Genomic DNA, 24320 nt, shown 5'->3' on the forward strand with positions numbered 1-24320 from the left:
TGGCACCCTTTCTTTATTATTTTATAACATCATTACACCCGGTATCTCTGCGACCTTTTTGTAATATTCTATTACTTCGTCGGCAGAATTTACAAAGTTTTCAATGGTAATAGAAGTATATTTTCCCCCTGATGAACTTTTTTCGGAAAACTTAGCGGAAGAATGGGTAAATAAGGCTTTAACCTGCTCGCCCTGATCAGAGTCAGTTTTCACGATGAACTTAAAGGTATAGATCGAAGGAAACTGTTCTACTTCTACCAATTTCTCTCTAAAGTTTTTGTAGAAATCCTGTCCGTTGTTTCCGTCCTGAATGTCTTTTATGTTAATGTTGTTGAAATCACTCATTATGTTTTTCTCCTTTCCCTTATGTTATCAAATTGTGTACCTAAGGTTATAACATGACAATTTATCCAATGGTTTTAGTTTTCCATGGAAGAGGGCTGATCTTTTCGCTTAATTCCGTATTTCTTATTCGGTACTGGCGACATTTCGAATACCAATTCGCCGCCCTTTAGCATCTCCGCATGCGTTATATAAGATTTTGTATATCTCTTTCCGTTCAATCTGATCGACCTAATGTATATATTCTTTTCGCTGTTGTTTTTAGCGCTTATGCGGAACTTTTTCCCTCCGGGCATATGGATTGTTGCTCCGTCTAATACAGGGCTTCCAAATACATATTCTCCGTTGACAGGGCTTGCTGGGTATAAGCCCATCATGGACCATACTGCCCATGCGCTCATCTGTCCTGCATCTTCGTTTCCGGCATAGCCATCTGGTCGGTCGTGGTACATCGAATCAATAATGGCTCTTACCTTTTCCTGTGTCTTCCAAGGTTTGCCGATATAGCTATACATGTAGGCGATATGGTGGCTCGGTTCATTACCATGTGCATACTGACCAATGAATCCGGACGCGTCAGGCGATTGGTTTTCACCGGTCATATGAGATGGTGCGGTAAATAGAGTGTCCAACATCTTATCTAGACCATCTTTTTTAGGGAATAGCTTCGCTAGTCCACGAACATCGTGAGGAACGAAGAAGGAGTGTTGCCAAGCATTACCTTCGATGTATTGGCTTTTGTCAAAATCGTGTTCGGAATAAAAAGGATCGAACGGCTCGATGAACTTTCCGTCTTTCTTTTTGGCGCGCATAAAACCAGATTGGGGGTCGAAATGATTGATATAGCTCTTGGCGCGCTTGGTAAATTTATTATAATCATCCTGTTTTCCCAGTTTTCTAGCAACTAATGATATGCAATAGTCATCGAATGCGTATTCCAATGTTTTGGTCACAGAACCACCGTTGACATCTTGCGGAACATAGCCATATTCTATATAAGCAGGTACTTCACGGATGGATTGATGTGCACTCGCTAACATCGCCTGATATGCTCGCTCTTGATCGATTCCCGGCCAGTCTTTCAATATCGCATCGGCTATAACTGGGATAGCATGGTATCCGGTCATGGTATTCGTTTCGAAGGTGCTCAGATCCCAAACGGGAAGCAGTCCGTTTTCATCATAGAAAGCGAGCATGCTATTGATGATGTCGGTGTATCGTTCGGGTTGGGTGATGGTAAATAATGGTTTTAAGGCTCTGAAAGTATCCCAAAGAGAGAACAGGGTATAGCGTTGGCCGTTGTTAGGCATGGTGCGCTGCTGTCCCTTATAGTTTTTGTATTCGCCGTCTTGGTCCGAGTAGAGGGTCGGCGAGATTGCGGTATGATATAAAGCGGTATAGAAAATTTTCTTCAAGCGATCATCTTTACTTGCTACTTCAATCTTTCCTAATTCCTTTTCCCATTTCTGCTCAGCTTGATCTTTCACTGCGTCGAATGACCAATTTGGTATTTCGTTTAAGGCTAAAAGGGCTTTCTGCTGATTGCTTGTAGATAGAGCGACTTTTAATTCAATTTGCTTGCTATTCGGAAAAATGAACTGCGCATTGACAGCTGGTTCTGTAAGTTTTCCTAGGTTTTCTACGCGTAATTCTTTTGTGCTGCTTTCTTTCCCGTTGAGTAGATATTGTTTGAAAGGAGCAGAAAAGCGTATAGCAAAGTAAATATGTTGCTGATTGGCCCAACCATAGGAATATCTTTTCCCAACAACGGTACTGTCGTTCAAAATTTGGATTTCGGTGTCCGTTGGTTTATCCCAATTGTAGGCATGATTTAGGTCTAAGCGTACGGTTGGTTCTGCGGAGGCTGGGAATTGATATTGATGATATCCGACGCGTTCTGTTGCTGTAAGTCTTGCTTGGATCTGATTGTCCAACTGTACCGCATAATATCCTGGGCCTGCCGATTCATTTGCGTGCGAAAATGAAACACGTGTATCGATTTTATAATTTTTGATCGGTTTCAGCATTGGCATGATAGCGATGTCCAACCAATCACCGATTCCGGTTCCGCTAAGGTGCATATGACTGAATCCGGCGATGGAATCTGCAGAGATATGGTATCCACTGACCCAATCCCAACCATTTTTACCGTTGTCGGGAGATAATTGTACTAGGGAGAAAGGGACGGTAGCACCAGGATAGGTGTGTCCATGTCCTCCGGTTCCTATAAAAGGATCGACATAACGCGTTAATGTCTGGGCGGCAGCATTGCTAACTAATGTCAGCATCGCCGAACCTAAGAAAAGTGATTTTAGCGTCCGGGTATAATGAAAGGTCATAATGTTCGTTATAAATAGTGTACTCTATACAAAAATAGTTTTATTTATTTAATAAATCCTTTTAGCGGATTATTTAGCAAATAATTTAGCAATTGCTTGCTAAAATTTAGCTGAAATTATATATTTGGTAAAATTTCCTATAATCCACTGTTGACCTAGCATGAGAAAGCGTATTTTAATTAGTGATATTGCAAAAACTCTTGGAGTTTCCGTTACGACTGTATCTTTTATTTTGAACGGAAAAGCTAAAGAGAAACGAATTAGTGAGAGTTTAACCAAGCGTGTGTTAGAATACGTCAAGAAGGTAGGTTATAAGCCTAATCAGTTAGCTCAAAGTTTGCGAACTGGACAGTCCAAGATTTTAGGTTTGATTGTCGAAGATATTTCCAATCCTTTCTTCTCAAATATTGCGAAATACATTGAGCGAATTGCCTATGAAAATGGCTATCACATCATCTACTGTAGTATGGACAACGATCCTACGAAAGCTAGAGAGCTTATTCAATTGTTTTATGATAGGCAGGTTGATGGCTACATTATTACGCCTCCAGAAGGTTTGGAGGATACTTTGAGCAATTTGAATAAAAATAACGTCCCTTTGGTACTGTTTGACCGATACGTACCGCAATTAGATACCCATTACGTCGTATTGGATAACTTTAACGGGGCTTTTGAGGCTACAAAACATTTGCTAGATAATCCGAAAAATAAGAAGGTAGGTTTCGTTTCGCTCTATTCGAATCAGACACAGATGCGCGATCGTTTAGAAGGCTATATGAAAGCGATTGATGATTATCAGCAGCAGGCGTACATCAAGAAAGTTCGTTTGGATGAAGAGGAAGAAACAGCCGTAGAGCAATTGTATGAGTTTATTCATGATAATAACTTGGACGCTGTTTTATTCGCAACCAATTATTTAGCTATCGATGGTCTGAAGGCCGTAAAGGAGCATGGAATGAAGCTACCTAATATGGTTGCTTTTGATGATCACACGTTGTTCAAATTGCATGATCCCGATATTTCGGTGGTTACTCAGGATACTGTAGCAATCGCGAATGAACTGATACATACCTTGTTGAATGAAATCAAGGGGAAAAATAAGGAACTACAAAAAATTGTAATCCCTTGTGAGCTTCTTGTAAGAGGTTCGTCGGCTATTGTTGAGGAGCCGCAGGAACAAACTTCATTGAAATAGAATTTACACAATGTCTCGTGTTTTTGGCGGTGAATCCTTCACCCTCAAAAACATGACCTAGGTGTGCACCACACTTCGCACACAGAATTTCGGTTCTTCGACCATCTGCATCAACTTCTCTTTTTACAGCACCTGGTATCTCATCGTCAAAACTCGGCCAGCCACAATGTGATTCAAATTTATCTTTCGACTCGTATAATGGGGCGTCGCAACGGCGACAGATATAAGTTCCTTTGGCTTTGTTGTCTAATAGCTCTCCAGTAAAGGGTCGTTCCGTTCCTTTATGAAGAATGACATATTCTTCTTCTGGAGTTAATTTGTTGTATTTCGTTTCGTCGTTCATAGTCGTATGTGTATGCTTGGATTGTGATTGTGCACAACTTGTAAATAAAAAATAGAGAAAAAAGAAATATATCCATTTCATAGTGACACTAAGTTAATAATAAAAACGTGGTATAAAATCACATTATTGTTATATTAGGGCACTTTATGACGATTCTATGATATCTATTTAGAATGATTATAAATTGACAAATTACGTCATCAGATTGTCAGGGATTGCTTAATAAGTTATACTTTTGTGCATTGTTTTGTACGCTTCTGTGTACATACTCTAAGTGTCAACAATTAATTATTACACATAAAATAGTATAAAGTGCTAAATATGAGAAATATCTCATCCGTTTTGGGAAGACTTGCGAAGTCAATATCGATCAGTTTGGTATTGTTATTTGCCGTTACAACAACCTCGCAAGCACAGGATGCCGCGAATGGTGCTGCTCTCTTCAAATCGAACGCTTGTAACTCTTGTCACGCTGTTGGTAAGAAAATTACAGGTCCAGATTTAAAGGGTTTATCTGAGCGTCGTGAAGAGGCTTGGATTGTTAAGTGGATTCATAATCCACAAGGGATGGTTGATTCAGGAGATGAGCAAGCTGTTGCATTGAAGGCTGAATACCCTACAATGATGGCTCCTTACGCTCACTTGTCAGAGGCTGATATTAAAGATATCATCGCTTATGTACAAGCAGAGGAAGTTAAATTAGCTGAGAAGCAATCGAAAGCTCCGGCTGGAGGTGCTGCTGCTAGCAGTGATGCCAGTGGAATGATGATCATAGGCTTAGTTGCTTTGTTCGTCGTTGCTGTTGCGGTAATCTTTGCTTTAAACCGTGTTACAAAAACTTTAGAGAAGGTGATTGCTGCTAACCAAGCGACAATTGCTGCTGCACAAGCTCAACATGAAGAGGCTGGCGAAAGTAGTTCTGCTAAGTTTGCGAAAGCATTCTTGAAGAACAAGAAGTTGGTATTCTTTGTGGTATTGATGGTTGTGGGTCTTTTAGGCGTTGCGGGTTGGAAAGCCATGTGGAACGTGGGTGTACATGAAGGTTACAAGCCTGTACAACCGATTAAGTTCTCTCACCAGATTCACGCAGGTGTTAACCAGATTGAGTGTCAATATTGTCACGGTGGTGCGTTCAAATCTAAGAATGCTTCAATTCCATCAGCGAACGTATGTATGAACTGTCACAACACAGTAACTGCATCTGATCACTATGATGGTGAGATTTCACCAGAGATTTTGAAAATCTATCGTGCGGTTGATTATGATCCTGAAACTAGAACTTACGGAAACAATCCTCGTCCTATCGAATGGGTTAGAATTCATAACTTACCTGACTTTGCATACTTTAACCACTCACAGCACGTAGTTGTTGCAGGTGTTGAGTGTCAAACATGTCACGGTCCGATCCAAGATATGGAAGAAGTTTATCAATATTCTCCACTTACAATGAAATGGTGTGTTGACTGTCACAAAACGACAGAAGTAAATGCGGACAACGCATATTACGATCAATTGATCAAAGCACACGAGAAGTTGAAAAAAGGTGAGAAGATGACTGCTGCAATGATCGGTGGATTAGAGTGTGGTAAGTGTCACTATTAATAGAGTTTAATTAGAAATACGGAATCTTATATATAGCTTAAATGGAAAGCAATAAAAAATATTGGAAAGGTTTAGAAGAGTTAAATCAGACTCCAGCTTTTGTAGAAGGAAGCAAAGGGGAGTTTGCTGAGCCTATTCCCGTAGAAGATGTGTTAAATGAAGCAGGTTTAAGTACAAAAACTCCACGTCGTGACTTCTTGAAGGCATTAGGCTTTGGATTAGGTGCTGTAACTTTAGCTGCATGTAACCGTACGCCGATTCATAAGGCTGTACCTTATGTAATCAAGCCGGAGGAGGTAACTCCAGGTATCCCTAACTTTTACGCATCATCCTTCAATGGTCGGAGTGTAATCGTTAGAACTCGCGAGGGACGTCCAATCTCTTTAGAGGCTAATAAAAATTCAGTTGGCTTAAATCAAGGTACTGACGCGCAAACTGCAGCTTCTGTACTTGACTTATATGATATGTCCAAACTACAGAATCCGCAAATTGCTGGTAAAGATGTAGAATGGTCTCAGTTGGATAAAGCTGTTGTTGATGCTTTGAACAAGGCGCAAGGTGCTGGTAAGCAAATTACCATCGTTGCCAACACAGTAAACAGTCCTTCAACATTAGCTGCTATCGCTGCTTTAGCTGCGAAATACCCTTCAACCAATTTAGTTCAAGTTGATGCTGTTTCTTACAGCGGTATTATCGAAGCAAATAGAACAGCATTTGGTAAAGCAGTTATCCCTTCATACCACTTCGACAAAGCGCAGGTTGTTGTTTCAGTAGCAGCAGACTTCCTAGGTTCATGGGTAGCAGGGGAAGAGCACACACAAGATTATATTAAAAACCGTGATCATAAATCGTTGAAAGGCGGTAAAATGTCACGTCATATTCAATTCGAATCGGGTCTATCGATGACAGGTTCGAATGCTGATGCGCGTGTTGCGATTAAGCCATCGGAAGAAGGTGCTGTATTAGTTTCATTATACAATGAAATCACAGGACAATCTGTAGCTGGTGGTACGAACAATGCAAAAGCGAAAAAGGTAATCACTTTAGCTGCGAAAGAATTAGTTGCTGCTAGAGGTGCTGCTTTAGTCGTTGCCGGATCAAATGATACTAACGTTCAATTGTTAGTAAATGCGATCAACTCAGCATTAGGCGCATATGGAGCGATTATCGATTTAGATAATTACTCAAAACAATATCAAGGTTCGGATGCTGCTTTCCAACAGTTCTTAACTGCTGCTAAAGCTGGTCAAGTTGGTGTTGCTTTCTTCTTGAATAGCAACCCGGTTTATGATTATTTCAAAGTTGATGATGTAAAAGCTGCAATCGCGAAAATCGATTACTCGGTATCATTCGCTGATAGAGCAGATGAGACAGCTTCAGAATTGAAAGCAATCGCTCCTAACTGTACTTTCTTAGAAGCATGGGGTGACTCCTCTGCAAAAGAAGGTTTATTCACCATCGTTCAACCTACTATCAATCCTGTATTTAACACACGCCAAGCTGAACAGTCATTGTTAGTATGGGCAGGTGTTAATAAACCAATCCACGATTTCGTGAAAGAATACTGGGAAGCTAATATCTTAGCGGGTACAGGAAAAACATGGAAAGACGTTTTACAACAAGGTTTCGTATTTAAAGGAACTACGACAGGATCATCATACAGCGCTGCTGTTGATGCGAATGCTGTAGCTGCGGCAATTGCGAACGATAGCAAACGTATCGCTGGTGGGGTAGAATTGAAATTATACGAATCTACTACATTGAGAGATGGTCGTTATGCAAATAACGCATACTTACAAGAGTTGCCAGATCCAGTATCAAAAGTAACTTGGGATAACTATGCAGCTATCAACCCTCAGGATGCTGAAGAACTAGGGGTTAAAGAAACTGGAAAAGTGACTGTTGAAGCTAATGGTTACAAAGTAGATTTACCGGTTGTATTGCAGCCTGGTCAAGCTAAAGGTACGGTTTCCATTGCTGTAGGTTATGGTCGTACGAAAGTAGGTAAAGCAGGTAATAATGTAGGTGTGAATGCTTATCCATTCGCAAGCTTAGTAAATGGTACTGTTCAATTTACAGCTAAAGCTACTGTTTCGAAAGCATCAGGAATCTACGAATTAGCACAAACGCAAACTCACCACACGATTGAAGGTCGTAACATTATTCGTGAAACTTCATTTGCTAAATATTTAAAAGATCCAAATTCAGAGTCAGGTCGTTTTGCTGATACACATCAGACTTACGACTTATGGAACAAGTTTGAGCAACCAGGTCACCGTTGGGTGATGGCAATTGACTTGAACGCTTGTACAGGTTGTGGATCTTGTATCGTTGCATGTAACGTAGAAAACAATATTCCGGTTGTTGGTCGTGACGAGGTTCGCCGTCGTCGTGAGATGCACTGGTTGCGTATTGACCGTTACTACACAATCAACAGTGGTGAATCGAAGCTTACAAAAGAAAAAGAGATTGCGAAAGCAGACGGTTTAGATTACGAAGATGTAACTGTTGTTCACCAACCGATGTTATGTCAACACTGTGAGCATGCTCCATGTGAGACTGTATGTCCGGTATTGGCGACTGTTCACTCTTCAGAAGGTCTTAACCATATGGCTTACAACCGTTGTTTCGGTACTCGTTACTGTGCAAACAACTGTCCATATAAAGTACGTCGTTTTAACTGGTTTAACTACTGGAATGATTCACGCTTTGACAACTACTTGAATAACGAATTTACACAATTAGTATTGAATCCTGATGTAACGACACGTTCTCGTGGGGTTATGGAGAAATGTTCAATGTGTATCCAACGTATTCAAGCTGGTAAATTGCAAGCTAAGATCGAAAATCGTAAAGTTAAGGACGGAGATATTCAAATGGCTTGTCAAGCAGCATGTTCGGCAAATGCGATTATCTTTGGAGATGCTAACGATCCAGAATCAGAAGTTTCAAAAGCACTACGTAACGAGCGTGTTTATTACGTACTAGAAGAGATCAACGTGCAACCAAATATTGGTTACATGACTAAGGTAAGAAACACATTTGAAGCGTAATTTATTCAATACTGAAATAAAATAACTATGTCATCGCATAACGAATCAATATTAAGAGAACCATTAGTAACCGGCAAGAATATCACGTATGCAAAAGTTACAGATGATATCTTGCTACCGGTTGAAAATAAACCGAACAAAGCTTGGTGGATTGGCTTTACAGTAGCTGTCCTTGGAGCAATGTTATGGGTAGTAAGTGTTGGATACACTTTCTGGACAGGTATCGGCGCCTGGGGTTTGAACAAAACCGTAGGTTGGGCTTGGGATATCACCGACTTCGTATGGTGGGTGGGTATTGGTCACGCCGGAACGCTGATTTCCGCAGTACTTTTACTTTTCCGTCAAAACTGGCGTAACTCGATTAACCGCTCGGCAGAGGCGATGACAATCTTTGCCGTAATCTGTGCCGCAACATACGTTGTTGCTCACATGGGACGCCCTTGGTTAGCATACTGGATTTTCCCATTGCCAAACCAATTCGGATCTTTATGGGTAAACTTTAACTCACCACTTGTATGGGACGCATTTGCGATCTCTACATATTTCACAGTTTCCTTAGTATTCTGGTACTGTGGTCTATTACCGGATATCGCGTCAGTTCGTGACCGTGCTTCTGGTTTAAAACGTAGAATCTATTCAATCCTTTCTTTCGGATGGAATGGTTCAGTAAAGACTTGGCAGCGTTTTGAGATCGTTTCATTGATCTTAGCTGGTATCTCTACACCTCTTGTACTTTCGGTACACACCATCGTATCCATGGACTTTGCAACTTCCGTAATTCCAGGATGGCACACGACGATCTTCCCTCCATACTTCGTTGCTGGAGCGATTTTCTCAGGTTTCGCGATGGTACAAACATTATTGTTAATCCTTCGTAAAGTAATGAACTTTGAGGACTACATCACGATGTTCCATATTGAAGCGATGAATAAGATCATCATGACAACAGGATCTATCGTAGGTATTGCATACTTAACAGAGTTATTTATTGCATGGTACTCAGGTTCTGAATATGAAATGTATGCATTCGCAAACCGTGTTGCAGGTCCTTACGCTTGGGCTTACTGGGCGATGATGACATGTAACGTGATTTCACCACAATTATTCTGGTTCAAGAAAATTAGAACAAGTATTCCAATCTCTTGGGTATTATCAATTGTGGTAAACATCGGTATGTGGTTTGAACGTTTCGTAATTATCGTTACTTCATTACACCGTGACTACTTACCATCATCATGGGCGATGTTCTACCCAACTTGGGTTGACGTGGGTATTTTCGTTGGATCAATTGGTTTATTCTTCACTTTATTCTTATTGTTCCTTCGTTTCTTACCAGGTATTGCTATTGCAGAGGTTAAGTTATTGTTGAAGAGCGCGAGTTTACAACAGAAAACTAAGCTTGTTCAAGAAGGCGCATTCCCTGAGGATCAAGTTGAGTTCTTCAGAAACTCTTTGGAGAAATACGATACAGTTACAGAAGAGGATATTAAAGAATTACGTAAAAAATAGTAGCAATGAGCAATACAAAATATATACTAGGTAGTTTTGCGGATCCTGATGAAATGATGCACGGGATTGACAAGTTGCAAGCAAATAACATTAGCATTTATGATTGTTTTACACCAATGCCGATCCACGGTATTGAAGCTAAGCTGGGCGTAAAACCATCACGTTTACCAATTGCTGCATTTTTATTCGGAGCAACAGGTACAATTTTAGGATTTAGTTTATTGTTCTACACAATGGCTTATGATTGGCCGATGAACATTGGTGGTAAGCCATCATTGCCATTGCCAAACTTTGTTCCGGTTACATTTGAGGTTACAATCTTAATTTGTGCGTTAGGAATGGTTGCTACATTCTTCTATCGCAATCATTTATTCCCAGGACGTGCTCCACGTGTGATGGATCTTCGTGCAACGGATGACAGATTTATAATTGCAGTTGATGCTCGTGAAAATACTGATCATGCGTTGATCGATAGTCTATTGAAAGAAGCAGGAGCAGTAGAAGTTAAATACAATGAAAGAAAATATGTTAGCTATGAATAAGAAGAATTTTCTTGGAACTGTATGTGTTGCTGCCGCGTTAGCTGCAGTGGTTTCTGCCTGCGGAGATGGTACGACACGCAGTACAGGTTTAGAATTCTCGAGAAATATGTATGATCCAATTGCATTCAATCCGGATCAGCCAAATGATAATTTTAAAAATAAGCAGACAGCGCAATTACCTCCGGCGAGCACTACGCCAATCGGGTTTGAGCGTTTTGATTATCCGAATACAGTTGAAGGGTATGAGTTAGCTGGTGCAGAGGTTAAAAACCCTTTGTTAGTTACTCAAGCGAATTTAGCTGAAGGTGAGACGTTGTTCTTAACTTATTGTGCAGTTTGTCATGGTAAGGATGGAGCAGGAGATGGCCCTATTACTAAGGATAGATCAGTTACTGACTCTAGAGGTACAAGAGCGTTAGAGAACTTCCCTCCGCCGCCATCATACCATCAGTCTGCTGGAGTTCCATCTTCAAGAGGTGGTAAAATGTCAGAATTAACGGACGGAAAGATTTATCACACCATTACTTATGGATACAACTCGATGGGAGCTCACGCTTCACAGTTGACTCCAGAAGAGCGTTGGAAAGTGGTTATGTACGTTCATGAATTACAAAAAAAATAATTAACATCGATATTATAAATGGGAACTCACAATCATCATCACGATTATAATTTCAGCGAGCAATTTCAATTCGCCGGCATCGCTAAGGTGTTGAGCTTGGTTGCGATCGTTGTAGGAATTGCCGCAATTGCACTTGGCTTACTTTCCAGTGACCATATCATGGTTGAGCGTACATATGCCAATTTATTATTGATGGGCTATTATTTTACTTGTGTGTGTGCAGCTGGAGCATTCTTTGTTGCATTACAATTAGTAACTCAATCAGGCTGGTCTGCTGGATTAATTCGTATCCCTCAGGCAATGGCTAGTATTTTACCAATCGCTTCAATCTTATTATTAGTGATTGTAGCTTTGGGTTTAACTACACATAACCTTTACCACCACTGGCATGCAGATGGATTAACAGATCCTAGCAGTCCTAACTATGATAAGTTGGTTGCGGGTAAAGCAGCTTTCTTAAATGTACCAGGATTCTTGATCCGTCAGATCATCTTCATGGGAAGCTATAGTATTTTCGCTTTTATCTTAGCTAAACTTTCATACAATGAAGATTTACAAGGTGGTTTAAACTCTTACAAAAAAGGATTTAAGCTATCCGCGATCTTCTTAGTAATCTTTGGTTTCACTACACCAATTTGGTCTTTCGACACGATCATGTCTTTAGAGGCGCACTGGTTCTCGACCATGTTCGGTTGGTATAACTTCGCAGCAATGTGGGTTAGTGGAATCGCAGCAATCGTTATCATCCTTGTTCTTGTGAAAAAAGCAGGTTACATGGCATGGGTTAATGAAAACCACTTACACGATTTAGGTAAATTAATGTTCGGTTTCTCTATCTTCTGGTGTTATGTTTGGTTTGCTCAGTTCATGTTGATTTGGTATTCAAATATTCCTGAAGAGACAGTTTATTTCTATAAACGTTGGGAACCTGAATACAAACCTTGGTTTTGGTTGAGCATTATTATTAACTTTGTGGCGCCATTATTATTATTAGTGGATAGAGATGCTAAGCGTAAGGGTAATGTAATGTTGTTCGTAGCGATCATGTTATTATGTGGTCACTGGTTAGATTACTACATTATGATTATGCCTGGTACAGTTGAATCACACAGAGGATTTGGTTTTGTAGAGATTGGTACTGCTATAGGATTTGTTGGATTGTTTACTTTCTTAGTAATGTCTAAATTGAGTAAGCATGCATTAGCTCCGAAGCACCATCCGCTTCTTGATGAAAGTTTACATCATCAGATTTAATAAAAGATAAAGTTGGGATAACGTTCAAACGTCTTATAAAAAAATGAAGTTTACATTAAATAACAGATTCAAGTCCTTAATCGGAGGTTTATTAGCGATCAACTTGATGTTGGCTACGCCACTATTTGCTTCCATTCAGGACACGGCTACCGTTGCTACACAAACTGAGCAAGCAGCTGTAGCTGCTCCGGCAGACTCTGCGGCAACTGCAGTTGTAGATTCGGCAGCGGCTCCGGCGACGACTGATTCGACGACTGTAGCAGCAGCATCTAGTTCTTCATCGTCTAGCTCTGCGGCGGCAGCTCCAAAAGAAGAAAAGAAAATTGATCCACAGGTTTACAAAAACCTGTTGTATTATGTTTTCATTTTATTAATTGCCTGTGCAGTTGTAGGGGTAGTTTTTAAAGTACTTTCTATTTATTCATTGACAAAGAAGGTTAATGGTAAATACAATCCATTAGCAAACAATACTAGTCAAGCAGTTTTACTGTTTGTTTTTCTTATTGCCTTTTTAGCATTCACGTATTATTCATACGCAGTATGGGGAAGCTGGGCATGGAGAGAAGCAGTGACAGAACACGGTAAGGATATAGATAGAATGTTCATTATTACGACGGTTATTATCACCATCGTTCTAGTGTTAGTTCACATTTTATTATTGACGTTCAGTTTAATCTACAGAATGCGTGCGAAGCGTACGGCGTATTACTATCCGCACAATGATGCTATCGAAAGATTATGGACAATCGTTCCTGCTGTTGTTTTAACTATCTTAGTATTATTCGGTTTCTTTACTTGGAGATCAATTACGAACATTCCTGAGGATCTTAAGAAGTCAGCTTTACAAGTTGAGGTTTTAGGAGAGCAATTCCAATGGACAGTTCGTTACCCGGGTAATGACGGTGTAATTGGTAAACGTAATTATAAATTGACGACTCCAACGAACTCTTATGGTATTGATTTCAACGATAAAAGTTCTTGGGATGATGTTAAAGGTGATGAAATCGTAATCCCGGTTAATAAGCCAGTTCGTTTCCACATCTTATCAAAAGATATCATTCACTCTTTCTATATTCCTGATTTCCGTGTACAAATCAACGCGGTACCAGGTATGACGAATTACTTCCAATTTACTCCAACGGTAACTACAGAAGAGATGCGTGATCGTCAGAATGATCCAGCTTACGACTACTATATGTTGTGTGCTAAGATCTGTGGAAGTAGCCATTATAACATGAAGAAAAAGGTTATTGTGGTTTCAGAAGCAGAATATAAAGAATGGTTAAGCAAACAAGCTAAGTTCTTTACAGAAGATCTTCAAAAAGAATTCGCACAAAAAGAAGACAATACAATTAAGGAGAGCCGTATTGCAGCTTCATTAAATTAATAGAACAGAGAGAATTTATATTAGAATATGTCAACTACAGTTATATCGCACGACGCAGCTCATCACGGTCATGATCATCATCATGAGACGTTCTTGACGAAGTATGTCTTCAGTCAGGATCACAAGATGATTGCAAAGCAATTTTTGATCACAGGTATTGTGATGGCAGTATTTGCCATGCTTTTGTCGATCTTATTCCGTATTCAACTTGCATGGCCAGACGCTGAATTCCCTATCTTGGAGGTTTTCTTAGGCAAATGGGCTGAAGGTGGTCGTATTAGACCCGATTTCTTCCTTTCCTTGGTAACAATCCACGGTACGATGATGGTATTCTTCGTATTAACGGCGGGTTTGTCTGGTACATTCAGTAACTTATTAATCCCTTACCAATTAGGAGCACGTGATATGGCATCGCCATTAATGAACATGCTTTCTTACTGGTTTTTCTTTGTTGCCTGTGTGATCATGGTAGCTTCTTTCTTCGTTGAAAGTGGTCCGGCATCTGCAGGATGGACAATTTATCCACCATTATCTGCTGTTCCTACAGCGATCCCTGGTTCTGGATTAGGTATGACCTTATGGTTAATCAGTATGACCTTATTCATTGCGTCTCAGGTATTAGGTGGTGTAAACTACATCAGTACTGTATTAAACATGCGTACGAAAGGAATGGAATTATGGAAAATGCCTTTAACTATTTGGGCGTTCTTCTTAACTGCAATCGTAGGTTTATTATCATTCCCAGTATTAGTATCTGCAGTAGTATTATTATTCTTTGACCGTTCGGTTGGTACTTCATTCTATTTATCAGACTTAGTAGTTGGTGGTAACATTCTTCCTAACGAAGGTGGTTCTCCAATCTTATTCCAACACTTATTCTGGTTCTTAGGGCACCCAGAAGTATATATAGTTGTTATGCCTGCATTAGGTTTAACATCAGAAGTAATTTCTACAAACTCACGTAAACCTATCTTCGGTTACCACGCGATGGTTTACTCTTTAGTAGGTATTACTGTATTATCATTTATTGTTTGGGGTCACCACATGTTCGTTACGGGTATGAGTCCTTTCTTAGGAGGGGTATTCATGATCACGACGTTGATTATTGCGGTTCCTTCAGCGGTAAAGGCATTTAACTATATCGCTACGCTATGGCGTGGTAATATCCGTTTTACTCCAGCGATGATGTTTGCTATCGGTATGGTATCATTCTTCGTATCTGGTGGTTTAACAGGTTTATACTTAGGTAATGCTGCCTTAGACATCAACTTACACGATACTTACTTCGTTGTTGCTCACTTCCACTTGGTAATGGGTTCTGCATCGATCTTCGGTATGTTGTGTGGTGTTTACCATTGGTATCCAAAGATGTTCGGACGTATGATGGACGAGCGTTTAGGTTATTTCCACTTCTGGTTAACATTCATTGGTGCTTACTTGGTATTCTTCCCGATGCACTTTATGGGTATCGACGGTGTTCCTCGTCGTTACTACGCTTTCACTGAGTTCCCTTTCATGGAGAAATGGGTATCAGTTAATATTTTGGTTACTTGGGCTGCGATTGTTTCGGCTGTTGGTCAGATCGCTTTCTTATGGAACTTCTTCGCATCAATCTGGTGTGGAAAACGTGCTCCTCAGAACCCTTGGAATGCAAATACATTAGAATGGACTACACCTGTAGAACACATTCACGGAAACTGGCCAGGAGAGATCCCTACAGTGTACCGTTGGCCGTATGACTACAGTAAGCCAGGTCATGATGCTGACTTTATTCCTCAAAACGTTCCACATTCGCAAACGATGAGTTCTAACTTGATCCACGATTGGGAAGGTAATGAAGAAGGAATTGCTGCTCAGCGTGTTTATGACAAAGAGCATAACAGAGAAACAGAAGGGTAGGGTAAAACCTACCTCTCTTTTATACGATAAAATTTTGTAAAGGGAGGGATATTGATGTTCCCATCAGCTGAGAGGCGATTTATTCGCACAACAAAGATCACGATCTTCGTTCTTTTTTTAGTGATTACAGCAGGCGGAATTGTTCGGAGTACAGGTTCAGGAATGGGCTGTCCGGACTGGCCTAAGTGTTTTAACCGCATTATTCCACCTACAGATATTTCTCAACTGCCAGCAGGCTATGAGCAACATTATGTAGAGGGACGCGTTAAGAAGAACACACGCTTTGCCAATATGATTGAGTTCTTTGGTTACAAGGATTTAGCAGATCAAATTCGTCATGATGAAACTATTCTTCAACATGAAGAGTTCAATCCTGTGAAGACTTGGACAGAATATATCAATCGTCTGACGGGCGTTGTTGCAGGATTTTGTTTGTTGTTTTCAGCTCTCTTTTCTTTTACCTATTGGAAAAAGAAAAAGTCCATCACCGTATGGAGCGTTCTTAATCTTATTGTCGTTGTTATACAAGCTTGGTTAGGCTCAATAGTAGTTTCTACTAACCTTACTCCTTGGGTAATTACGGTGCATATGCTTCTTGCTATTGTTATTGTGTGTATAAGTATTCATACTTATTTTCTAGCAGTAACCTTACGCGATAAGTCGCTTCTGCACGCTAATTCCAGAGACCGAAGCATTTTTATTCTTTCGGTAGTTTCCATCGTTCTTTTGGTAATCCAAGTCGTTTATGGAACAGAAGTAAGAGAGGCCATTGACCATCTCAATGCACAGCAAATACAACGTGATTCATGGATTGAGTCGATAGGTGCAAACTATCATATTCACCGTGTGCTGGCTTACGTTACACTTGCTATTACGGCTTATCTGTTTTTTAAAACTAGATCCGTGTATGTGAAAGCGACTGAGCAATATCGTTTTGCACTGATTGCCTTTGTGCTGGTTTGTATACAAATGTTAACAGGAATTATTTTAGCGAGGTTTCATGTTCCTGCCGTTGCACAAACAGTGCATCTCGTAGTAGCGACTTTGTTCTTTGGGGCACAATATTATTTAATGCTACTCGTGAGTAAGCCAAAGCAAGATGCTTTAAGCCATACGACGGTTTAGGATTTATTTTGATTATGAAGGAATTTATTTCAGATTTTAACAAACTTGTTAAGTTAAGACTTACTCTAACGGTAGTTTTTTCAGCGTCGATTTCATTTTTAATTGGTGCTACACAACAAGGAGATATAATCTGGTTTAATTGGGCATTGCTAACTGTTGGAGGTTTCCTAGTAACCGGTGCCGCGAATGGGTTTAATGAAATCATCGAGAAGGATTTAGATAAATTGATGGAGCGCACAATGGATCGACCATTGCCTGCTGGAAGAATGACTACAGGGCAAGCGTTGGTTTTGAGTGTGTTTATGGGAATTGCTGGGACATTGGTTTTGGTGAATTTAAATTTCATCGCCGGATTGATCTCCGTATTTTCCATTTTCTTATACGCATTTGTTTATACACCATTAAAGCAGAAATCGCCAATTGCGGTGTGGGTTGGAGCTATTCCAGGCGCCTTGCCACCCCTAATCGGATATTATGCGGCTTTCGAGTCTTCAGGATTCGGTTTAGCATATGCTGCAGTTAGTGAGAAGGCTGTGGTGATTACGCCGCTAGTTTTATTTGCTATACAGTTCTTTTGGCAGTTTCCACATTTCTGGGCAATTGCTTGGGTAGCAGATGATGATTACAAGCGTGCAGGCTTTAGATTGTTGCCAACGACGAGAAAAGATAAAGGATCCGCATGGATGATCTTTATTTCTGCAGCATTAATGATCCCCGTAGGTTTCTTGCCTATGTACTTCGGATTCGGAGGATGGATCTTTACGATAGTGTCATTAATTGGCGCACTGATGTTCACCTGGTATGGTATCCAACATCTTAAAAAAATGGAAATTAGTACCGCTAAGCGAATTATGTTTACATCATTTGCTTATTTACCGATCACACAATTGGTCTTATTACTAGATTTTAAACCTTTTTAAGTTTAAATGGAATTGAATTTAACGATGGATAATCAGAGTTTGTTAAGCGAGGAAGCAGTTAAGTCAAGAAAAGCCAAAAAGTTTAATTTGTGGCTTGGAATGATTGGCATGTTTATGATGTTTGCAGCTCTTTCCAGCGGTTTTATAGTTTACACGGCGAGTGGAGTGGATAAAGGAATCAAAACAATTCTACCGTACGCGTTCATCTATAGCACTGCGGCTATCGTGCTTAGTAGTTTAACGATGCACTTAGCTTATAACGCAGTGAAAGCTCAGAATTTCGCTAAGCAAAAGCTGTTCTTAGGGATTACGATTGCATTGGGTGTAGTATTCTTTTTCTTACAGGTAGACGCTTGGTCTGCTTTAACGGAAAGAAATATCACCTTTGTGAATTCAAACGCTTCACAGTCGTTTATTTATGTGTTTACAGGTTTACACTTGGCGCACATTATTGCTGGAATATTGGTATTGGCAAGATGTCTTTTTGGAGTGCTAAAAAACATCCCTTATATCAACAATCTATTCCGGATGGAAATTGCCGCTATTTTCTGGCATTTTCTAGATCTATTATGGATATATATTTATGTTTTCTTACTTTTGAATCAATAACACTAAACAATGAGTACAACAGTATCGCAATTGGATAAGGTAAAAGAGGGCCCTTGGAGCGGAGGTAAATCTCCATGGAATTTGGAGTATGGAAAAATCATGATGTGGTTTTTCTTAGTATCGGATGCATTTACATTTTCTGCATTCCTAATCTATTATGGTGCTCAAAAGTTCGCTCAACCTACTTGGATTGATGCAGATAAGATCTTCCAATCTATCCCAGGAATCGCTGAATCAGGTCAACCCCTAGTATTCGTAGGTATCATGACCTTTATCTTAATTATGTCTTCCGTGACGATGGTATTAGCTGTAGAAGCTGGACACCGTAATTCGAAGCACGAAGTCGTAAAATGGATGTTATGGACTATCTTAGGTGGTTTGTGTTTCATCGGCTGTCAAGCTATTGAGTGGTCTCACTTACATCACCAAGGTTTTTGGTTCGGTCGTAACCCAGCTACAGGTTTAACAGATCCTGACGCAATTGTCAATGCATTACAGCCTTATTTCACTAAAGAGATATCTTACACTGCTGCATTGCAATTCTCTAACTTGTTCTTTACCATTACCGGTTTCCACGGATTCCACGTTTCTATTGGTATCTTGTTAAATATCATCGTATTGTCGATGACTTTGAACAATACTTTTGAAAGAAGAGGTACTTACCTAATGGTAGAAAAAGTTGGTCTTTACTGGCACTTTGTAGACTTAGTTTGGGTATTCGTATTTACCTTCTTCTACTTAATCTAATTTTTTGCACTAATATTAATAACAAAGATATAATGAGTAATCACGATCATATTGCTGCACACGATGCGCACGGACATGAAGAAGGAATGGATAAAAAACGTATCTGGTCCGTATTCTTTATCTTATTAGCATTAACTGCGTTAGAATTCTTAATCGCATTAGGTTTTGTACATCACTGGGGAGTCCTTCAAAAAGGAATGTTAGTGAATGTGATTTATATTGTACTAACACTAGTAAAAGCATTTTATATTGTTGCTTTCTTCATGCACTTGAAGTTCGAAAAATCAGGATTTATAATCTGCTGTAGTATAGTGTTTTTATTTATTGTGTATTTCATCATCCTACTTCTTACTGAAGGTGATTTCTTACACGGTGCAATGACACACCAACCTATTTTCCCTCACAAATAAGAAAGCTTGTAATGAGTAAAAATACTCGTTCTAAGAACATATCAAAATTAATAATCCTGGCACTTGTACTATTTGTGCCAGGATTTTTATATATAATGGTTAATAATATGGGCTCTAATGAGTACGTAAGATTACCAGTATTTGGTGAGAAAAGCCTCTCGGGCAAAATGAACCGTGTAATGGGACGAGAGATTCCAGACACAGTCTTTCACCAAGTGAAACCACTGAATTTAATTGATTTGAATGGTAATGATGTTCCCTTTCTTCAATCGGACACCATTATCTCTGTTGCACATTTATTCTATTCTCGTGACTCTGCCTTATCGAAGCAGCTAATTCACGACTTGAGCAGTATCGCAGAGCGATTCAAGTATAACCCGAAAGTTCGCCTATACTCCATCAGTGTAGATCCGCGGGATACCAAGAGCGATTTAGAGCGTGTTGTTGCACCTTATGCTAAAATTGGGAACCCCAATTGGTTTGTCGCTTACAAGCCAAAGGAAGACATATTGGGCTATGCGCGTGAGCAATTGATGATTGAAGGGATGATCAATCCGAGTGATAGCAGCAGCTATGTTATCGGAAGCAATTTCGTTCTTTTAGATTCAAAGCGCCGCATTCGTGGTATCTATGATATCAGTTTGAAAACGGAGACGGCTCGCTTAGAAGATGAAATAAAAGTTCAGTTGGTTGAAGAAATCAGAAATAATCCCCTTAAAGTAGAAAGGAAGTAACATGGCAATGACCGAAGAAGAAAAAAAATATAAAGGAATCATTTGGACACTTTCCATCATCATTCCTTTAGCTGTTGCAGCGTTGTTTGGTGTTAATTTAAAGCGTATGGGTTTCGATGTGGAGCCTTTGGGTTTTCTGCCCCCGATCTATGCAACGATTAACGGTATTACAGCCGTATTGTTAGTTATTGCTGTTGCCGCCATCAAACGTGGAAATGCAAAGCTTCATGAAAATTTGATCAAACTGTGTATGGTCTGCTCAGCTTTGTTCTTAGTGATGTATGTAGCCTATCATATGACCTCGGAATCTACCAAGTTTCTTGGCGAAGGAGCTATTCGTTATGTATATTATTTCATTCTGATTACACACATCGTTTTGTCGGTGATTATTATCCCATTCGTATTGTTTACTTTTGTGAGAGGTATTGCTGGAGCGTACGAACGCCATAAGAAGCTTGCCCGCATTACATATCCAATGTGGTTATATGTTGCTGTAACTGGTGTTATTGTCTACTTGATGATTTCACCTTATTATACTCACTAAGAAAGGGGACCCTATGAAGAAGATTTGGATTTATCAAGCTGATCGTTTCTTTACGCAGCCAGAGCTGGAAACGGCACAGGCACAATTAAAAGATTTTGTTGCAGAATGGACTGCCCATGGCAGCCAATTGGCTGGGAATGCGGAAATAAAGCATAATCTTTTTGTAATACTGACAGTAGACGAAGAACTAGCGCAGGCGACAGGTTGTTCGATTGACAAATCGGTCCACATGCTTAAAAAGCTAGAAGCGGATCTTCAAATCGATCTTTTCAACCGTATGTTATTGTCTTATCGAGATATCGAGGGTAATATTCAACTCGTGTCGCGTGATGTATTTGCCGCCCTGTATAAGGAAGGGGAGATCAATGAAGATACAATTGTCTATAACAATCTAATTCAATCTGCAGACGAGTTGGAAACAAAATGGGAAGTTCCATTTAAAGAAAGTTGGCACGCAACGGTATTCAAGAAATAAATAAAAAGCCTCTCAATCCGAGAGGCTTTTTATTTATTATTTTTTATCGACACTCACTCGCCCCGGCCCCATGATCGCAAATGCTACATAGACCGAAAGAAATTCAATGGCATGCGAAGCGCCTGAAAGGCCATCGCCTTTGCTTAGATGCACGACAACCGCAATAAGCATCGTAAATGCTAATAACCAAGAAGCAGGACGAGTCCACAATCCTAAAATCAATAGAAATGAACCTACAGTTTCCGTAAATCCTGCTGAAAAACCCCACATCGTTGGTAGGAAGTTAATCCCAATTGTTTGCATAGATTGACCTATCTTCGTCCAGCCCTCAACACCCCCCATTAGTTTTGGAATCCCGTGGAATGCAATCATCGTCGTACCGATAACTACCCGGATAATTAATAAGCCAATGTCAGTTTTTGAATTACGCATGTTTTTACTCGTTTAATGATAAAATTTGAATCCAATATACTGATTTTTTGCAGCTAATACTGCTGAGATGTATTAGAATAGTACATTTTGACGTATCTTTGTACGATACATAGCAGTACAATTTTTTAATCTTAATCAGCTATTTACATTGGATATTTTTAATAAACAACGCTATACCATTACCTCGGCATTACCTTATGCCAATGGTCCATTACATATTGGTCACCTTGCTGGAGCTTACATTCCCGGAGATATTTTTGTTCGTTTTCTACGTCTAAACAATAAGGATGTTGTATATGTCTGTGGATCTGACGAACATGGCGCGGCGATTACCATCAAAGCAAAAAAAGAAGGCGTAACGCCACAGCAAATTATTGATAAGTACAATCAGCAGATCAAAGAAAGTTTCGAAGAATTCGGAATCTCTTTCAATATCTATCACCGTACTTCCGAACCTATTCATCATCAGCTTTCTCAAGAGTTCTTTTTGAATCTATATGAAAAAGGAGAGTTTATTGAGCGCTTTTCGGAACAATACTACGACGAAGAATTTCATCAATTCTTGGCCGATCGCTACATTGTAGGAACTTGTCCGCATTGCGGAAATGACGGTGCCTACGGCGACCAATGTGAAAAGTGTGGAACATCGCTTAACCCAACAGACTTAATTAATCCTAAGTCAACTTTAAGCGGTAAAACACCAATTCTTAAAGAAACTAAACACTGGTATCTGCCCTTGGACAAGTATCAGCCTTGGTTAGAGAAATGGTTGATCGATGGCAAGAAAAACGTATTGAAATCTAATGTATTCGGTCAATGCCAATCCTGGTTGAAATCCGGATTACAGCCACGCTCAATGACGCGCGACTTGGATTGGGGCGTTGATGTACCGTTGGAAGAAGCAGAAGGTAAGAAACTATACGTATGGCTAGATGCGCCAATTGGCTATATCTCTGCTACAAAGCAATGGGCAATCGATGAGGGCAAAGACTGGGAACTATACTGGAAAAAACAAGACAATACAGCCGATGATTCTACATTAATCCATTTTATCGGTAAAGACAATATCGTTTTCCACTGTATTATTTTCCCTGCTATCTTACATGCGCACGGCGAGTACATATTGCCAGAAAATGTACCTGCAAACGAGTTCTTGAATTTAGAAGGCGATAAGCTTTCAACGTCTCGTAACCATGCCGTTTGGTTGCATGAATACTTACAGGAGTTCCCAGGTAAACAAGACGAGCTTCGTTATATGTTGACTTCTATTCTTCCGGAAACTTCAGATAGTGAATTTACTTGGAAGGACTTCCAGGCACGTGTGAACAACGAACTAGTTGCCATCTTCGGTAACTTCGTAAACCGCGTCATGGTTCTTTCGCATAAATATTTCGACGGAAAAGTATTAATGGGTTCTCCATTAACCGCTGCCGATGAAGAAGTATTGAAAGAATTAGCGACCTTCCCTGACTTAATCAAACAATCCCTATCGCAATACCGATTCCGCGAGGCGTTAGCACAGTTTATGAACGCTGCACGCTTAGGAAATAAGTATCTAGCGGATGAAGAGCCATGGAAAACAATCAAAACCGACGAAGAACGCGTTAAAACGGTTTTATTCGTGGCTGGACAAATCGTTGCAAACCTTGCAGTATTAGGACAACCATTCTTACCATTCACCAGTACCAAGATCTTCGAAATGTTGAACCTAGCGAAAAGCGACTGGGATACTGCAGGAAAAGCAGATCTGTTAGCGTCTGGACATGAATTGGGCGAAACACAGTTGTTATTTGATAAGATTACCGATGAGCAAGTGGAGTTCCAGTTGAATAAGCTAGCACAAGCGAAAGCATCAAATGCCTTAGCAGCGCCTAAAGCACCTCAAAAGGCGAATGTATCCTTCGATGATTTCGTAAAAATGGATATCCGTGTCGGCCGAATCATAACGGCTGAAAAAGTAGTGAAAACAAAAAAATTACTAAAATTAACCATAGATACAGGCATCGACAAACGTACCGTGGTATCCGGAATCGCAGAATTCTTCCAACCTGAAGAAATCATAGGTAAACAAGTTTCCATACTTGTAAACTTAGAACCTAGAGAAATCAAAGGTATTCAATCCCAAGGAATGATCTTGATGGCAGAAGATGCAGACGGTCGCTTAGACTTTGTTAATCCGACATCAGAAATATCAGTAGGAAGCGGAATCCGTTAAAATCCTCTTCCCTACACCATAA

22 protein-coding genes are annotated in these 24320 nt (G+C 40.0%); 18 read left to right on the forward strand and 4 right to left on the reverse strand.

Annotated elements, in window-relative coordinates:
* Positions 1–21: 21 nt before the first annotated feature.
* Together B2400_RS16255 and B2400_RS16260 are read right to left on the reverse strand one after the other, a co-directional pair.
* Positions 22–345 (reverse strand): DUF493 domain-containing protein, encoded by a 324-nt coding sequence (locus B2400_RS16255; protein WP_149527202.1) that lies wholly within the window; start codon positions 343–345, stop codon positions 22–24.
* Between the two features lie 74 nt (positions 346–419).
* Positions 420–2681 carry a GH92 family glycosyl hydrolase gene (locus B2400_RS16260; protein ID WP_293934981.1) on the reverse strand — a complete coding sequence of 754 codons (2262 nt, stop codon included), beginning with the start codon at positions 2679–2681 and terminating at the stop codon, positions 420–422.
* A 160-nt stretch (positions 2682–2841) separates the two neighbouring features.
* On the opposite strand from B2400_RS16260, the gene B2400_RS16265 reads away from it, so the two are divergent.
* Complete coding sequence (locus B2400_RS16265) at positions 2842–3876, forward strand: LacI family DNA-binding transcriptional regulator (RefSeq protein ID WP_149527201.1); 1035 nt, start codon at positions 2842–2844, stop codon at positions 3874–3876.
* Here the strand turns inward: B2400_RS16265 and B2400_RS16270 are convergent.
* Positions 3836–4300, reverse strand: coding sequence for a methionine-R-sulfoxide reductase (locus tag B2400_RS16270; RefSeq protein WP_149527200.1), 465 nt, complete (start codon positions 4298–4300; stop codon positions 3836–3838). The genes B2400_RS16265 and B2400_RS16270 overlap by 41 nt on opposite strands.
* Before the next feature lie 240 nt (positions 4301–4540).
* Here B2400_RS16270 and B2400_RS16275 point away from each other — a divergent pair, with 240 nt between their 5' ends.
* The 16 genes from B2400_RS16275 (at position 4541) to B2400_RS16350 (ending at position 21651) form a co-directional block, all read left to right on the forward strand.
* Positions 4541–5821: a cytochrome c3 family protein gene (locus tag B2400_RS16275; protein ID WP_149527199.1), complete on the forward strand. Its 1281-nt coding sequence runs from the start codon at positions 4541–4543 to the stop codon at positions 5819–5821.
* 41 nt (positions 5822–5862) lie between these two features.
* On the forward strand, positions 5863–8874 hold the full coding sequence (locus tag B2400_RS16280; protein WP_293934986.1) for a TAT-variant-translocated molybdopterin oxidoreductase: 3012 nt from the start codon (positions 5863–5865) through the stop codon (positions 8872–8874).
* Positions 8875–8901: 27 nt separating this feature from the next.
* Positions 8902–10383: an NrfD/PsrC family molybdoenzyme membrane anchor subunit gene (nrfD, locus tag B2400_RS16285; RefSeq protein WP_149527197.1), complete on the forward strand. Its 1482-nt coding sequence runs from the start codon at positions 8902–8904 to the stop codon at positions 10381–10383.
* 5 nt (positions 10384–10388) lie between these two features.
* Positions 10389–10925, forward strand: a complete 537-nt coding sequence (locus tag B2400_RS16290) for a DUF3341 domain-containing protein (protein WP_149527196.1) — start codon at positions 10389–10391, stop codon at positions 10923–10925.
* Positions 10897–11547 (forward strand): c-type cytochrome, encoded by a 651-nt coding sequence (locus B2400_RS16295; RefSeq protein ID WP_286651621.1) that lies wholly within the window; start codon positions 10897–10899, stop codon positions 11545–11547. Before B2400_RS16290 ends, B2400_RS16295 begins: the two co-directional genes overlap by 29 nt.
* Before the next feature lie 18 nt (positions 11548–11565).
* On the forward strand, positions 11566–12801 hold the full coding sequence (locus B2400_RS16300) for a quinol:cytochrome C oxidoreductase (RefSeq protein WP_149527194.1): 1236 nt from the start codon (positions 11566–11568) through the stop codon (positions 12799–12801).
* Between the two features lie 43 nt (positions 12802–12844).
* Entirely contained in the window at positions 12845–14188 is a 1344-nt protein-coding gene (locus B2400_RS16305) for a cytochrome c oxidase subunit II (protein WP_293934992.1), read from the forward strand.
* A gap of 27 nt (positions 14189–14215) precedes the next feature.
* Positions 14216–16087: a cytochrome c oxidase subunit I gene (locus tag B2400_RS16310; protein ID WP_187773894.1), complete on the forward strand. Its 1872-nt coding sequence runs from the start codon at positions 14216–14218 to the stop codon at positions 16085–16087.
* Positions 16088–16141: 54 nt separating this feature from the next.
* Complete coding sequence (locus B2400_RS16315; RefSeq protein WP_149527193.1) at positions 16142–17212, forward strand: COX15/CtaA family protein; 1071 nt, start codon at positions 16142–16144, stop codon at positions 17210–17212.
* Positions 17213–17226: 14 nt separating this feature from the next.
* A complete protein-coding gene (gene cyoE / locus B2400_RS16320) occupies positions 17227–18132 on the forward strand; it encodes a heme o synthase (RefSeq protein ID WP_149527192.1) in 906 nt (301 codons plus the stop codon).
* A 6-nt stretch (positions 18133–18138) separates the two neighbouring features.
* Entirely contained in the window at positions 18139–18741 is a 603-nt protein-coding gene (locus B2400_RS16325; protein ID WP_260044792.1) for a cytochrome c oxidase subunit 3, read from the forward strand.
* A 9-nt stretch (positions 18742–18750) separates the two neighbouring features.
* On the forward strand, positions 18751–19488 hold the full coding sequence (locus tag B2400_RS16330; protein ID WP_149527191.1) for a cytochrome c oxidase subunit 3: 738 nt from the start codon (positions 18751–18753) through the stop codon (positions 19486–19488).
* A 32-nt stretch (positions 19489–19520) separates the two neighbouring features.
* Positions 19521–19898, forward strand: a complete 378-nt coding sequence (locus tag B2400_RS16335; protein ID WP_149527190.1) for a cytochrome C oxidase subunit IV family protein — start codon at positions 19521–19523, stop codon at positions 19896–19898.
* Positions 19899–19993: 95 nt separating this feature from the next.
* On the forward strand, positions 19994–20632 hold the full coding sequence (locus B2400_RS16340; protein WP_293935000.1) for an SCO family protein: 639 nt from the start codon (positions 19994–19996) through the stop codon (positions 20630–20632).
* A 1-nt stretch (position 20633) separates the two neighbouring features.
* Positions 20634–21176 (forward strand): DUF420 domain-containing protein, encoded by a 543-nt coding sequence (locus B2400_RS16345; protein WP_260044798.1) that lies wholly within the window; start codon positions 20634–20636, stop codon positions 21174–21176.
* A gap of 13 nt (positions 21177–21189) precedes the next feature.
* Complete coding sequence (locus B2400_RS16350) at positions 21190–21651, forward strand: ABC transporter ATPase (protein WP_149527187.1); 462 nt, start codon at positions 21190–21192, stop codon at positions 21649–21651.
* 36 nt (positions 21652–21687) lie between these two features.
* Here the strand turns inward: B2400_RS16350 and B2400_RS16355 are convergent, their stop codons facing one another.
* Positions 21688–22083 carry a DoxX family protein gene (locus B2400_RS16355; protein WP_293935003.1) on the reverse strand — a complete coding sequence of 132 codons (396 nt, stop codon included), beginning with the start codon at positions 22081–22083 and terminating at the stop codon, positions 21688–21690.
* 148 nt (positions 22084–22231) lie between these two features.
* Here B2400_RS16355 and metG point away from each other — a divergent pair, with 148 nt between their 5' ends.
* Entirely contained in the window at positions 22232–24298 is a 2067-nt protein-coding gene (metG, locus tag B2400_RS16360) for a methionine--tRNA ligase (RefSeq protein ID WP_293935006.1), read from the forward strand.
* Positions 24299–24320 lie beyond the last annotated feature (22 nt).

This window comes from Sphingobacterium sp. UBA6645, from assembly GCF_002455685.1.
Lineage (GTDB): Bacteria > Bacteroidota > Bacteroidia > Sphingobacteriales > Sphingobacteriaceae > Sphingobacterium > Sphingobacterium hotanense.

Coding starts and splice junctions, on each gene's coding strand:
- B2400_RS16255 (WP_149527202.1), bottom strand. CDS start 345: ATGAGTGATTTCAACAACATTAACATAAAAGACATTCAGGACGGAAAC.
- B2400_RS16260 (WP_293934981.1), bottom strand. CDS start 2,681: ATGACCTTTCATTATACCCGGACGCTAAAATCACTTTTCTTAGGTTCG.
- B2400_RS16265 (WP_149527201.1), top strand. CDS start 2,842: ATGAGAAAGCGTATTTTAATTAGTGATATTGCAAAAACTCTTGGAGTT.
- B2400_RS16270 (WP_149527200.1), bottom strand. CDS start 4,300: ATGAAATGGATATATTTCTTTTTTCTCTATTTTTTATTTACAAGTTGT.
- B2400_RS16275 (WP_149527199.1), top strand. CDS start 4,541: ATGAGAAATATCTCATCCGTTTTGGGAAGACTTGCGAAGTCAATATCG.
- B2400_RS16280 (WP_293934986.1), top strand. CDS start 5,863: ATGGAAAGCAATAAAAAATATTGGAAAGGTTTAGAAGAGTTAAATCAG.
- nrfD (WP_149527197.1), top strand. CDS start 8,902: ATGTCATCGCATAACGAATCAATATTAAGAGAACCATTAGTAACCGGC.
- B2400_RS16290 (WP_149527196.1), top strand. CDS start 10,389: ATGAGCAATACAAAATATATACTAGGTAGTTTTGCGGATCCTGATGAA.
- B2400_RS16295 (WP_286651621.1), top strand. CDS start 10,897: ATGAAAGAAAATATGTTAGCTATGAATAAGAAGAATTTTCTTGGAACT.
- B2400_RS16300 (WP_149527194.1), top strand. CDS start 11,566: ATGGGAACTCACAATCATCATCACGATTATAATTTCAGCGAGCAATTT.
- B2400_RS16305 (WP_293934992.1), top strand. CDS start 12,845: ATGAAGTTTACATTAAATAACAGATTCAAGTCCTTAATCGGAGGTTTA.
- B2400_RS16310 (WP_187773894.1), top strand. CDS start 14,216: ATGTCAACTACAGTTATATCGCACGACGCAGCTCATCACGGTCATGAT.
- B2400_RS16315 (WP_149527193.1), top strand. CDS start 16,142: ATGTTCCCATCAGCTGAGAGGCGATTTATTCGCACAACAAAGATCACG.
- cyoE (WP_149527192.1), top strand. CDS start 17,227: ATGAAGGAATTTATTTCAGATTTTAACAAACTTGTTAAGTTAAGACTT.
- B2400_RS16325 (WP_260044792.1), top strand. CDS start 18,139: ATGGAATTGAATTTAACGATGGATAATCAGAGTTTGTTAAGCGAGGAA.
- B2400_RS16330 (WP_149527191.1), top strand. CDS start 18,751: ATGAGTACAACAGTATCGCAATTGGATAAGGTAAAAGAGGGCCCTTGG.
- B2400_RS16335 (WP_149527190.1), top strand. CDS start 19,521: ATGAGTAATCACGATCATATTGCTGCACACGATGCGCACGGACATGAA.
- B2400_RS16340 (WP_293935000.1), top strand. CDS start 19,994: ATGGTTAATAATATGGGCTCTAATGAGTACGTAAGATTACCAGTATTT.
- B2400_RS16345 (WP_260044798.1), top strand. CDS start 20,634: ATGGCAATGACCGAAGAAGAAAAAAAATATAAAGGAATCATTTGGACA.
- B2400_RS16350 (WP_149527187.1), top strand. CDS start 21,190: ATGAAGAAGATTTGGATTTATCAAGCTGATCGTTTCTTTACGCAGCCA.
- B2400_RS16355 (WP_293935003.1), bottom strand. CDS start 22,083: ATGCGTAATTCAAAAACTGACATTGGCTTATTAATTATCCGGGTAGTT.